We start from the raw sequence: 12422 nt of genomic DNA on the forward strand, positions 1-12422 counted from the left end.
AGAATGTCGTCCTCTTTTTCAACGTCGGGCTATTCGATGAAACGTGTTTCTCAAATGACCGCGCTGGCACTGGCTTTAGGGCTCGCTTGCGCTTCTTCCTGGGCTGCTGAAACAGCACAGACGCTCACCCTCAACCAGTTACAGCAAAAGCAAGGCGCGGCGATCGATACCCGTCAGAGCGCTTTTTACAACGGCTGGCCGCAATCGCTTAATGGTCCTTCAGGACACGAGCCTTCCGCACTGAACCTGTCTGCCGCCTGGCTCGACAAGATGAATGATGAACAACTCAGCGCCTGGGTTAAGGCACATCAACTGAAAACCGACGCGCCGGTGGCATTGTATGGCAGCGATACTGACATGCAGGCCGTCAAATCCCGCCTGCAGAAAGTCGGCTTTAACGCTATCTCAACCCTCAGCGATGCGCTTACGGACCCTGCCCGCCTGCAACGTCTGCCGCACTTCGAACAGTTGGTTTACCCGCAGTGGCTGCACGACCTTCAGCAGGGTAAAGAGGTGACCGCCAAACCGGCCGGTGACTGGAAAGTGATTGAAGCCGCCTGGGGCGCGCCGAAGTTGTATCTGCTTAGCCATATCCCTGGCGCGGGCTACATTGATACCAACGAAGTCGAAAGCGAACCGCTGTGGAATAAAGTGTCCGACGCGCAGCTCAAAGCGATGCTGGCGAAACACGGCATCCGCCACGACACCACGGTGATTTTATACGGCCGCGATGTCTACGCCGCCGCGCGCGTGGCACAAATTATGCTGTATGCAGGTGTGAAAGATGTTCGTCTGCTCGACGGCGGCTGGCAGACCTGGTCTGACTCAGGTTTACCGGTCGAACGTGGTACTGCACCAACGGTGAAGCCTGAACCTGATTTCGGCGTGACGATCCCTGCCCAACCGCAACTGATGCTGGATATGGAACAGGCTCGCGGTCTGCTGCATCGCCAGGATGCGTCTTTGGTGAGCATTCGTTCATGGCCGGAATTTATCGGTACGACCAGCGGCTATAGCTACATTAAGCCAAAAGGTGAGATCGCAGGGGCGCGTTGGGGCCATGCAGGCAGCGACTCCACCCACATGGAAGATTTCCATAACCCGGATGGCACCATGCGCAGCGCCGATGACATCGCCGCCATGTGGAAGCAATGGAATATCCTGCCAGAGCAACAGGTCTCATTCTATTGTGGTACCGGCTGGCGTGCTTCGGAAACGTTTATGTATGCCCGCGCAATGGGCTGGAAAAACGTCTCCGTCTACGACGGCGGCTGGTATGAGTGGAGCAGCTCTCCGAAAAACCCGATCGCCAGCGGTGAACGGGGTCCGGACGCCAGCAAGTAAGATTGTCATTGTTGCCGGATGCAGCGAGAACGCTTTACCCAGCCTACATAAACCATCGTTGTAGGCCGAATAAGCGAAGCGCATCCGGCAACGCACTACGTCACTCCGGACGCTGGACCGCTTTCAGCGTCAGATATCCGCTCCAGATCCGGGTGAACGTCGTCATCCAGCACAGCGCGCCAAAGACCCACGCCATTACGGCAAAATATTCCGGGAACAGACATCCCAACACAAACAGCAAAATCGTCTCGGTTCCTTCGGTCAGTCCGCCCAGATAATAAAACGATTTATGCGCATAACCGGGGTTATCAATCTGATGCTTTGCCGCCAGCGCGGCGAAGGCCAGAAAGCTGCTGCCGGTGCCAATAAACGCGAACAACAGCCAACCGCCTGCCAGCGCATTTTGCGCCGGCGCAGCAAGAATAAAACCAAACGGCACTAAGGCGTAAAACAGAAAATCGAGCGAGATATCGAGAAATCCTCCCGCGTCCGTTAGCCCTCTGCGCCGTGCCAGCGCCCCATCCAGCCCGTCAAACAGCCGATTGAGTACAATGGCCACCAGCGCCGCCATATACCAGCCTAACGCCAGAAATGGCAACGCCAGCACGCCAATAGCAAAACCGACCAGCGTAAGTCCGTCCGGGGTAATCGCCGGTTGATCAATGATGCCCACGCAGCGATGCAAAAGCGGTTTTAATCGCGGATGAAGATGGCGGTCAAGCATGCGGGCGTCCTTTAAAACTGTCGCACAGTCCCTGGGAGGGAATATCGAGAGCGGCATTAAAACGCGCCGAGAGATTTTGAAACGCAATCAGCGCGGTCATTTCAGTAATGGCATCATCGGTAAAATACTGCTTCATCTGCGCTTTCAGCGCATCGTCAACCTGTGGTGGCGTTGCGGTGACCGCATCAGCATAGGCCAGTCCTACACGTTCTTCTGCGCTAAATAGCGTTGATTCTTGCCAGTTGGCAACCTGTAAGACTTTATCCAGCGCGCCGCAGCGTTCAGCCAGCCGTAAACTGTTGGCGTCAACGCAGAAAGCGCAGTGGCACACCTGAGAAACGCGGGTCATCAACAGCGCGCGCATCACCGGCGACAGGCGCGCCTTTTTACGCTCCAGATACCCGACAAACAGCGCCACCAGCCAGAACAGGAACGGCATCCGCCCCCACCAGCGTGTGGGATGCAGCACATCACCATAATGTTTTTTCTGCGTAGCAACGAGCGGTTGCAAACTGGAAGGGATACGCGTTAACGGTTTTACCCACGACTGAGGATCGTTCAACGGTGGCTCCTGAATACTTTAGATAAAACAAAGATAACGATAGTATGTCATTTTCTGCCGTTAGATATTGATGAATATAATGAAAATCCTCGACGTGGTCGCCGCTATCATTGAACGTGATGGCAAAATTTTACTGGCTCAACGCCCGCAGCATGCGGATCAGTCAGGTATGTGGGAGTTTGCTGGCGGTAAGGTTGAGCCGGGGGAAAGTCAGCCAGAGGCGCTGGTCCGTGAACTGCGTGAAGAGTTGGGCATCGAGGCGGTCGTTGGGCGCTACATTGCCAGCCATCAACGCGAGGTTTCAGGCCGACTCATTCACTTACATGCCTGGCATGTACCGTCATATCAGGGGGAGCTGAAAGTGTATGAACATCAGGATATCGTCTGGTGTTCACCCGAAGAGGCGCTGCGTTATCCGCTGGCGCCTGCCGATATCCCGCTATTAGAAGCGTTTATCCTTTTACGCGACGCCAGACCAGCGGATTCGTGCTGATCGTTTTATCATCGCGCTGGCACTGAAGCAAAACGCCATCCGCTTTAATCACCGCCCCTTCTGAGTAGTTTTGATCCTGATAAATACAGCACTGACTACAGGGTTGCGCCCGCTGACCGCTGGAACTGAACACCTCCGGTGGGACATTCACCTGCACGTCCGGGCGATAGAGCTGATTTGCCAGCGTCGCGCTGGACACCAGTGCCAACGCTCCTGCCATGATTATACGGCGCATATTCTTTCCTTTTTGACTGACAGTTATGCTCAGTATAACGGTATAAACCGGCAGAAACTTTAGCCCTTGCCATCATCGCTTTTGGTTATGACCCACGCCGCAATATTAATTTACTTAGCGCGGTTAATTTTTTCTTGCGTCCCGTCACACTGCTGATGTTATAGTCAAAAACTGCAAAACACTTAACACAAAAATCAAAAATATAACCATATCAATACATAAGAGGTACTTATATCTATGGATCAGACACGTTCTCTGGAGTCATTCCTTAACCATGTGCAAAAGCGCGACCCGAATCAGACCGAGTTCGCGCAAGCCGTTCGTGAGGTAATGACGACACTGTGGCCCTTCCTCGAGCAAAACCCGCGTTATCGTCAGATGTCGTTGCTGGAACGTCTGGTTGAACCGGAGCGCGTGATCCAGTTCCGCGTCGTCTGGCTGGACGATCGCAATCAGGTGCAGGTCAACCGCGCGTGGCGCGTGCAGTTTAGCTCCGCCATTGGCCCATACAAAGGCGGGATGCGTTTCCACCCTTCCGTGAACCTGTCGATCCTGAAATTCCTTGGCTTCGAGCAAACATTTAAAAACGCCCTCACCACGCTGCCAATGGGCGGGGGTAAAGGCGGGAGCGATTTCGATCCTAAAGGTAAAAGCGAAGGCGAAATCATGCGTTTTTGTCAGGCGCTGATGACCGAACTGTTCCGCCATTTAGGACCCGATACCGATGTTCCGGCGGGCGATATCGGCGTAGGCGGTCGTGAAGTCGGCTTTATGGCCGGGATGATGAAAAAACTGTCCAACAACAGCGCCTGTGTCTTTACCGGTAAAGGTCTCTCTTTCGGCGGCAGCCTGATTCGCCCAGAAGCTACCGGCTACGGTCTGGTGTACTTCACCGAAGCGATGCTCAAACGCCATGGCCTGGGCTTTGAAGGCATGCGCGTGGCCGTCTCTGGTTCCGGTAACGTGGCGCAATTCGCCATTGAGAAAGCCATGGAGTTTGGCGCGCGAGTAGTCACCGCCTCCGACTCCAGCGGAACTGTGGTCGACGAAAGCGGATTTACCAAAGAAAAACTGGCGCGTCTGTGCGCGATCAAAGACAGCCGCGACGGCCGCGTGGCGGATTACGCCCGCGAATTTGGCCTGACCTATCTGGAAGGCCAACAGCCGTGGTCGGTTCCGGTTGATATCGCCCTGCCGTGCGCCACCCAGAACGAACTTGATGTCGATGCGGCACGCGTGCTGATCGCCAACGGCGTGAAGGCTGTCGCTGAAGGGGCAAACATGCCTACCACCATCGAGGCCACCGATCTGTTCCTGGAAGCGGGTGTATTGTTCGCGCCGGGTAAAGCGGCCAACGCGGGAGGCGTAGCGACATCCGGTCTGGAAATGGCGCAGAACGCCGCACGTCTGGGCTGGAAAGCGGAGAAAGTGGATGCGCGCCTGCACCACATCATGCTGGATATTCACCATGCCTGCGTCGAGTACGGCGGCGAAAGCAAGCAAACCAACTACGTACGTGGCGCCAACATCGCGGGATTCGTGAAAGTTGCCGACGCGATGTTGGGCCAGGGTGTGATTTAATTCAGATCTGTTGTTCCCGTAGGCTTGATGCGGCACACATGCCTTATCAAGCCTAAGAGCGCATTACAGGCCCGCCTCTTCAGATGGCGGGCTTTTTTTCGCCGTGCGTTTCCGCGGCGCGCTCTTTTTCTTGTCACCGCCACTACTACCCGGTGCGGCAATACCACGGAAGCGTCGTACCGGCGTGCTGCGCGCCTGATCGATTAGCTGATACAGCGTCCCCACCAGCGGCTGCATGAAATCCTGATATCGACACTGTTTTTCGCTGATTTGGGTCAGGATAGACTCCCAGTGCGCAGTCATATCCGGACGCGTCGCCATTTCAGGCAGCGAATGAAACAGCGCTTTTCCGGCATCGGTAGAATGAATATAGCGCCCCTTCTTCACCAGGAAACCACGCTTAAACAGCAGCTCGATAATCCCGGCGCGCGTCGCTTCCGTTCCCAGTCCGTCCGTTGCGCGCAGGATCTTTTTCAGATCTTTATCCTGCACAAAGCGCGCGATTCCGGTCATCGCTGACAGCAGCGTGGCATCGGTAAAGTGCCGCGGAGGCTGGGTCTGTCGTTCAACCACTTCGCCTTTTTCGCACAGCAGTTCGTCGTCTTTTGCCACCACCGGCAGCGGCGTCCCGTCGTTATCTTCGTCGCGCTCTTTGTTGCCAAGCAGCGTACGCCATCCGGCCTCCGCCAGAAAACGGGCTTTGGCGACAAACTTACCTTTCGCGATGTCCAGCTCAATAACGCACTTCCTGAATACCGCATCCGCGCAAAACTGCATCAGATATTGACGGGCAATCAGGTTGTATATTTTCGCTTCATTATCGTTCAGGTTGATAGACGAACTGCGCGCGGTTGGAATGATGGCGTGGTGGGCATCCACTTTTTTATCATCCCAACAGCGGTTTCGCGTATCGGGATTGACCGCCGGTTGCGGAAGCAGATCCGGCGCATGGACGCTAATCGCGTTCAGCACCGCGTGACGTCCGGCAAAGTGTTCTTCCGGCAGATAACGGCTATCCGAACGCGGATAGGTGATCAGTTTATGGGTTTCATACAGCTTCTGGCAGATATCCAGAACGTTTTGCGCACTTAAGCCAAAGCGTTTCGCCGCTTCAATCTGCAACGCCGACAGCGAAAACGGCAGCGGCGCGGATTCTGATTCCCGTTTATCGTTATAGCTGGTGACGATCGCTGGCTGACCGTTAATGCGGTTTACCACGTGTTCAGCCAGCGTGCGGTTTAGCAAGCGCCCTTCTTCATCCTGATACGGCTCACACGCTTCGCTCGGCTGCCAGATAGCGGTAAACCGCTCATCGGCGGGCGTCACGATATGCGCTTTCACCTCGAAGAAGTCTTTGGCAACGAAGTTTTCAATCTCTTCATCGCGGCGCACAACCAGTCCGAGCACCGGCGTTTGCACGCGCCCGACCGAAAGTACGCCCTGATAGCCCGCGTTACGCCCCAGAATGGTATAAGCGCGCGTCATGTTGATACCGTACAGCCAGTCCGCCCGCGCTCGCGCCAGTGCCGACACGCAAAGGGGGATGAACTCACTGTTGGCGCGCAGACGCTCAATCGCCCGCTCGACGGCCTGCGGGTTGAGGTCGTTAATCAGGCAGCGTTGCACCTGCTGGCGCTTTTCAGGGGCCAGTTGCAGGTAATCCAGCACTTCATCCACCAGCAGCTGTCCTTCACGATCGGGGTCACCTGCGTGAATGACTTCACTGGCCTCATGCAAAAATCGCTTAATAACGTTGAGCTGTTTGGTCACCGAGGGACGCGGCTGCAGTTGCCACTTTTCCGGGACAATCGGCAGATCAACCAGACTCCAGCGAGCATAACGACTGTCGTAGGCATCTGGCTGCGCCTGCTCAAGCAGGTGACCAATACACCAGGTCACCACTTGCCCGTTTCCGCACTCGATAAAACCGTCACCTTTGCGATGCGGCTTCGGCAGTACATCGGCGATAGCGCGCGCCAGACTCGGTTTTTCGGCAATAAACAACCGCATCGAGTTAACGGATCTCAACCATGGCGCGACCGCCACGAGCTTCCACTAACTCACCAATCGCAGTGAGGTCGATGCCAAACTGCGCCGCTGCCGCTTTAACTTCGGCTTCAGCTTCCGGCGTTACCGCTAACAGCAGACCACCGGAAGTTTGCGGATCGCAGAGCAAATCGCGAACCGACTGCGGCATTTCACCCATCAGGTGTCCGTAACTGGCAAAGTTACGCTGGGTACCGCCCGGCACCGCGCCCTGCGCGATGTATTCTTCAACACCTGGCAGCTTAGGAATAGCCTGGTAGACGATCTGCGCCTGAACGCCGGCCCCCTGACACATCTCGCTCAGATGCCCCAGCAGCCCAAAACCGGTAACGTCGGTCATGGCTTTCACGCCGTCGATATCGGCAAATGCCGCCCCGGCAATGTTCATCCGGCACATCACTTCCGTCGCCAGCCCTTTGTGCTCGTCCTTCAGCAGCGATTTTTTTTCTGCGGTGGTCAGGACACCAATACCCAGAGGCTTGGTCAAAAACAGCTTGCATCCCGCCTCGGCGGTGCTGTTTTTCTTCACGCGTTCAGTTGGAACAACGCCGGTTACCGCAAGACCAAAGATAGGCTCAGGGGCATCAATAGAGTGCCCCCCCGCCAGCGCGATACCCGCCTGACGGCAGGCAAAGCGTCCGCCTTCGGTTACTTCGCGGGCGATTTCCGGCGCCAGCTTATCAAGCGGCCAGCCCAGGATAGCAATTGCCATAATCGGTTTGCCGCCCATGGCGAAAATATCGCTGATGGCGTTGGTGGCGGCGATGCGGCCAAAATCAAACGGATTATCGACAATCGGCATAAAGAAATCGGTGGTGCTGATTACGCTGGTGCCGTTCCCCAGATCGTATACAGCCGCGTCGTCGCGGGTTTCATTACCCACCAGTAAGTTTGGATCAACAAACTTCGCCTGCTCGCTGTGCAGGATGGTTTCCAGCACTTTTGGGGAAATTTTACAACCGCAACCGGCTCCGTGGCTGTATTGCGTTAAACGAATAGCTTGCTCGCTCATGGACATCTCCTGTCATTGCAATCCGGATATGGTAGCGCTCATTCCATGATGTGGTAAGAGTGACTGTCTGAATTCGGGTGCCTTTGCTCATAATCCAGACAGTTTTGCCGTTGATATCAGAAATAACGGACGAATGCGCTCGGATCGGCAAGGGTAATCGTCGTGGAAGCTTTCAACTGTGGTGTGCCCAGATAGAGAAAACCGACGATTTTATCCTGTGGGCGACAGTCAAACGCTTCGCGGACGACCTCACTTTCGGTTAATGCGCCACTGCGCCAGATACCGCCAAAGCCCTGGGCAATGGCAGCCATCTGCATGGCCATCACCGCACAACCGGCAGACATTTCCTGTTCCCATAGCGGAACCTTGTCGTTTGCTTCACATTTCGCTACCACGGTAATAATCAGCGGTGCGCGAAACGGCGCGCTGCGCGCTTTTTCCTGGGCCTTCTCATCGCTGCCAGATGCAATAGCGCCTTTTTCAAGCACGGCGGCAAAGCGTTCACGCCCTTCGCCCTCAATGACAAAGAATTGCCACGGTTGCAGCGTTTTGTGGTCCGGCGCGCGCATTCCCGCGCGCAGAATATTTTGCAGTTGCTCTCCTGCCGGGGCCGGTTCGACGAGACGTGAGGCGCTACGACGGGTCATAAGTAATTCGAGTGCATCCATTTGCTTAACTCCAACAATGAAATTTGTTCACAAAATTAACACGTGAGCGGATTTTGTTACAGCACAGGCGGTGATTCCTGCTGACAAGTGCCTGTCGGGTCATTACGATAGCCTCATCTTATCGCCTTTCTCCGGGATTTCGGGGTGGCGTGTTGTTAATTGGTAGGGAGAATACATGCGAACCCTGTGGCGATTTATTGCCGGATTTTTTAAATGGACATGGCGATTACTCAATTTCGTCCGTGAATTTGTGCTTAACCTGTTCTTCATCTTTTTGGTGCTGGTTGGCGTGGGCATCTGGATGCAGGTCAGCAGCAGCAACACCAGCGAACACGCTGAGCGAGGCGCGCTGCTGCTGGATATCTCCGGGGTGATTGTCGATAAGCCTTCGAGCACCAGTCGTTTAAGCGTTATTGGCCGTCAGCTGTTTGGCGCCAGTTCCGATCGTCTGCAGGAAAACTCCCTGTTCGATATCGTGAATACGATTCGCCAGGCAAAAGATGATCGCAACATCACCGGCATCGTGATGGGTCTGAAAAATTTTGCCGGGGCAGACCAGCCTTCCATGCAGTATATCGGCAAAGCACTGCGGGAATTCCGCGACAGCGGTAAACCGGTCTTTGCCGTGGGCGATAACTTCAGCCAGGGGCAGTATTACCTCGCCAGTTTTGCTAACAAAATTTACCTCTCTCCGCAGGGTTCCGTTGATCTGCACGGCTTTGCCACCAACGGTCTGTACTACAAGTCCCTGCTCGATAAGCTGAAAGTTTCCACGCACGTATTCCGCGTCGGGACCTATAAGTCTGCCGTAGAACCGTTTATCCGCGATGATATGTCTCCTGCCGCGCGTGAAGCCGACAGTCGCTGGATCGGCGAGCTGTGGCAGAACTATCTCGACACGGTCGCCGCCAACCGCCAGATCCCAGCTCAGCAGGTGTTCCCTGGCGCACAGGCGATGCTGGACGGTTTGACGAAGGTCGATGGAGATACGGCGAAATATGCGCTCGACAACAAACTGGTGGATGCACTCGCCTCCAGCGCCGAAGTCGAAAAAATGCTGACCAAACAGTTTGGCTGGAGCAAAGCGGATAAAAACTATCGCGCCGTCAGCTATTACGATTATTCGCTGAAAACACCGGCGGATACCGGAGACAGCATTGGCGTTATCTTTGCGAACGGCGCGATTATGGACGGTGAAGAAACCCCAGGAAATGTGGGGGGCGACACCACTGCCGCACAAATCCGCGAAGCGCGTCTCGATCCGAAAGTGAAAGCTATTGTTCTGCGCGTGAACAGTCCTGGTGGCAGCGTCAGCGCTTCGGAAGTCATTCGTGCTGAGCTGGCTGCGGCAAAAGCGGCGGGTAAACCGGTTGTCGTGTCTATGGGTGGCATGGCGGCCTCCGGTGGCTACTGGATCTCCACCCCAGCCAGTTACATTGTGGCAAACCCCAGCACGTTGACCGGTTCAATCGGGATCTTTGGTGTGATCAACACCGTAGAAAACAGCCTGGATTCCATTGGTGTACATACCGATGGCGTGGCCACTTCCCCGCTAGCGGATATCTCCATCACCAAAGCGTTACCGCCTGAAGTGCAGCAAATGATGCAATTGAGCATTGAAAATGGCTATAAGCGCTTTATCACGCTGGTCGCGGATGCACGTAAGACAACCCCTGAGCAGATTGACAAAATCGCGCAGGGTCACGTCTGGACCGGTCAGGATGCGAAAGCCAACGGACTGGTAGACAGCCTCGGTGATTTTGACGACGCCATCGCGAAAGCGGCTGAGCTTGCCAAGCTGAAACAGTGGCACATTGCGTATTATCAGGATGAACCGACATTCGTCGATATGGTAATGGACAGCATGTCAGGCTCCGTTCGCGCCATGCTGCCCGAAGCTATTCAGGCCATGCTCCCGGCACCGCTTGCTTCTGCGGCCAGTGCAGTTAAAGCGGAAAGCGATAAGCTGGCCGCGTTTAACGATCCGCAAAACCGATATGCGTTTTGCCTGACCTGCGCCAACGTTCGCTAACAATTGCCCCCTCTTCGGGATGAAGAGGGGTTTTCATTGAGACAGAAGAAAAGTCATGCAAAAGAAATCGATTTACGTTGCCTATACCGGCGGTACCATTGGTATGCAGCGCTCAGAACAGGGTTATATTCCTGTTTCTGGTCATCTCCAGCGTCAACTGGCATTGATGCCTGAATTCCACCGCCCGGAGATGCCAGACTTCACCATCCACGAATACGTCCCGTTGATGGATTCCTCCGACATGACGCCGGAAGACTGGCAGCATATTGCGGAAGACATTAAAGCGCACTACGACGATTACGATGGTTTTGTCATTCTGCACGGCACCGACACCATGGCGTTTACGGCTTCAGCGCTCTCTTTTATGTTGGAGAACCTGGGTAAACCGGTAATCGTGACAGGGTCACAAATTCCGCTGGCAGAGCTACGTTCAGACGGGCAAATCAACCTGCTCAATGCGCTGTACGTTGCGGCAAATTACCCGATCAATGAAGTTACCTTGTTTTTCAACAATCGACTGTTTCGCGGCAACCGTACCACTAAAGCGCACGCCGATGGCTTTGACGCCTTTGCCTCACCCAACCTTGCGCCGCTACTGGAAGCCGGGATCCACATCCGTCGACTGGGAACACCGCCAGCACCGCACGGCGCAGGTGAACTGATTGTTCATCCTATTACTCCACAACCGATTGGCGTGGTCACCATTTATCCAGGTATCTCCGCTGATGTGGTGCGTAACTTCCTGCGCCAGCCGGTGAAAGCGTTAATTTTGCGCTCCTACGGCGTGGGCAATGCACCGCAAAATAAAGAGTTTCTGCAAGAACTTGAAGATGCGAGCTCGCGGGGCATTGTGGTGGTGAACCTGACCCAGTGTATGTCCGGCAAGGTAAACATGGGTGGCTACGCGACGGGTAATGCCCTCGCCCACGCTGGCGTGATTGGCGGCGCGGATATGACCGTCGAAGCCACGCTCACCAAATTGCACTATTTACTCAGTCAGGGACTGGATGTGCAGAGCATTCGTGAAGCTATGACGCAAAATCTGCGCGGCGAGCTCACCCCGGACGAATAAAGGAGTCTATGCCCATGGCCCGAGCCTTACTGTTGGTCGATTTACAAAATGACTTTTGTGCCGGCGGCGCTCTCGCTGTTCCGCAAGGCGACAGCACAATCGAGATTGCCAACCGTCTGATTGACTGGTGCGCCCTACGCGGCGACACGGTTGTTGCCAGTCTGGACTGGCATCCAGCTAATCACGGTAGTTTTGCCAGCCAGCATCAGGTCGCCCCCTACAGTCAGGGACAACTGGATGGTCTGGCGCAAACGTTCTGGCCCGATCATTGCGTGCAAAACAGCGAAGGGGCGGCCCTGCATCCACTGCTGAACCAGCGTGCAATAGCGAAAACCTTCACCAAGGGCGAGAACCCGCTGGTCGACAGTTACAGTGCGTTTTTTGATAACGGTCGTCGTCAGGCAACCGCGCTGAACGCCTGGCTGCTCGAACACCGTATTGCTGAGCTTATTATCATGGGTCTGGCTAGCGACTATTGCGTTAAATTCACCGTTCTGGATGCGCTCGATCTTGGTTATACCGTCAGCGTTATTACCGACGGCTGCCGTGGCGTCAATATTCAACCCCAGGACAGTGCAGAGGCGTTTATGGAAATGGCGGCGGGGGGCGCAACGCTGTATACGCTTGATGACTGGCTGGAAACCCATCGCTAA

12 protein-coding genes are annotated in these 12422 nt (G+C 55.1%); 6 read left to right on the forward strand and 6 right to left on the reverse strand.

Going from position 1 to position 12422, the window contains the following annotated elements:
- Positions 1-36: 36 nt before the first annotated feature.
- Positions 37-1344: a sulfurtransferase gene (locus HV229_RS14030; protein WP_181545681.1), complete on the forward strand. Its 1308-nt coding sequence runs from the start codon at positions 37-39 to the stop codon at positions 1342-1344.
- A 100-nt stretch (positions 1345-1444) separates the two neighbouring features.
- On the opposite strand, the gene HV229_RS14035 is transcribed toward HV229_RS14030, so the two are convergent.
- Positions 1445-2068 carry a CDP-alcohol phosphatidyltransferase family protein gene (locus HV229_RS14035; protein ID WP_137352125.1) on the reverse strand — a complete coding sequence of 208 codons (624 nt, stop codon included), beginning with the start codon at positions 2066-2068 and terminating at the stop codon, positions 1445-1447.
- A complete protein-coding gene (locus tag HV229_RS14040; protein ID WP_047417903.1) occupies positions 2061-2630 on the reverse strand; it encodes a carboxymuconolactone decarboxylase family protein in 570 nt (189 codons plus the stop codon). Before HV229_RS14040 ends, HV229_RS14035 begins: the two co-directional genes overlap by 8 nt.
- Before the next feature lie 79 nt (positions 2631-2709).
- On the opposite strand from HV229_RS14040, the gene HV229_RS14045 reads away from it, so the two are divergent.
- Positions 2710-3123: a pyrimidine (deoxy)nucleoside triphosphate diphosphatase gene (locus HV229_RS14045; RefSeq protein WP_181545682.1), complete on the forward strand. Its 414-nt coding sequence runs from the start codon at positions 2710-2712 to the stop codon at positions 3121-3123.
- Here HV229_RS14045 and HV229_RS14050 read toward each other — a convergent pair.
- Positions 3083-3343: a YnjH family protein gene (locus HV229_RS14050; protein WP_170973731.1), complete on the reverse strand. Its 261-nt coding sequence runs from the start codon at positions 3341-3343 to the stop codon at positions 3083-3085. The genes HV229_RS14045 and HV229_RS14050 overlap by 41 nt on opposite strands.
- A gap of 252 nt (positions 3344-3595) precedes the next feature.
- Between HV229_RS14050 and gdhA the strand changes: the two genes are divergently transcribed.
- The gene (gdhA, locus tag HV229_RS14055; RefSeq protein WP_016152833.1) at positions 3596-4939 is read left to right on the forward strand and encodes an NADP-specific glutamate dehydrogenase; all 1344 of its coding nucleotides are present in this window, start codon (positions 3596-3598) and stop codon (positions 4937-4939) included.
- Between the two features lie 63 nt (positions 4940-5002).
- On the opposite strand, the gene topB is transcribed toward gdhA, so the two are convergent.
- The 3 genes from topB to HV229_RS14070 all read right to left on the reverse strand — a co-directional run bounded on the left by topB (position 5003) and on the right by HV229_RS14070 (position 8665).
- Entirely contained in the window at positions 5003-6949 is a 1947-nt protein-coding gene (gene topB / locus HV229_RS14060) for a DNA topoisomerase III (RefSeq protein WP_019076618.1), read from the reverse strand.
- 4 nt (positions 6950-6953) lie between these two features.
- Positions 6954-7997 (reverse strand): selenide, water dikinase SelD, encoded by a 1044-nt coding sequence (gene selD, locus HV229_RS14065; protein WP_016152831.1) that lies wholly within the window; start codon positions 7995-7997, stop codon positions 6954-6956.
- A gap of 116 nt (positions 7998-8113) precedes the next feature.
- Complete coding sequence (locus HV229_RS14070; RefSeq protein ID WP_016152830.1) at positions 8114-8665, reverse strand: NAD(P)H nitroreductase; 552 nt, start codon at positions 8663-8665, stop codon at positions 8114-8116.
- Positions 8666-8840: 175 nt separating this feature from the next.
- Here HV229_RS14070 and sppA point away from each other — a divergent pair, with 175 nt between their 5' ends.
- The 3 genes from sppA to pncA are packed head-to-tail and all read left to right on the forward strand — an operon-like array spanning position 8841 to position 12422.
- The gene (sppA, locus tag HV229_RS14075; protein ID WP_181545683.1) at positions 8841-10697 is read left to right on the forward strand and encodes a signal peptide peptidase SppA; all 1857 of its coding nucleotides are present in this window, start codon (positions 8841-8843) and stop codon (positions 10695-10697) included.
- A 55-nt stretch (positions 10698-10752) separates the two neighbouring features.
- Positions 10753-11769, forward strand: a complete 1017-nt coding sequence (gene ansA, locus HV229_RS14080; RefSeq protein WP_016156311.1) for an asparaginase — start codon at positions 10753-10755, stop codon at positions 11767-11769.
- An 8-nt stretch (positions 11770-11777) separates the two neighbouring features.
- Positions 11778-12422: a bifunctional nicotinamidase/pyrazinamidase gene (pncA, locus tag HV229_RS14085; RefSeq protein ID WP_181545684.1), complete on the forward strand. Its 645-nt coding sequence runs from the start codon at positions 11778-11780 to the stop codon at positions 12420-12422.

Origin of the sequence: Citrobacter sp. RHBSTW-00524, assembly GCF_013747755.1 — a bacterium.
GTDB lineage: Bacteria > Pseudomonadota > Gammaproteobacteria > Enterobacterales > Enterobacteriaceae > Citrobacter > Citrobacter braakii.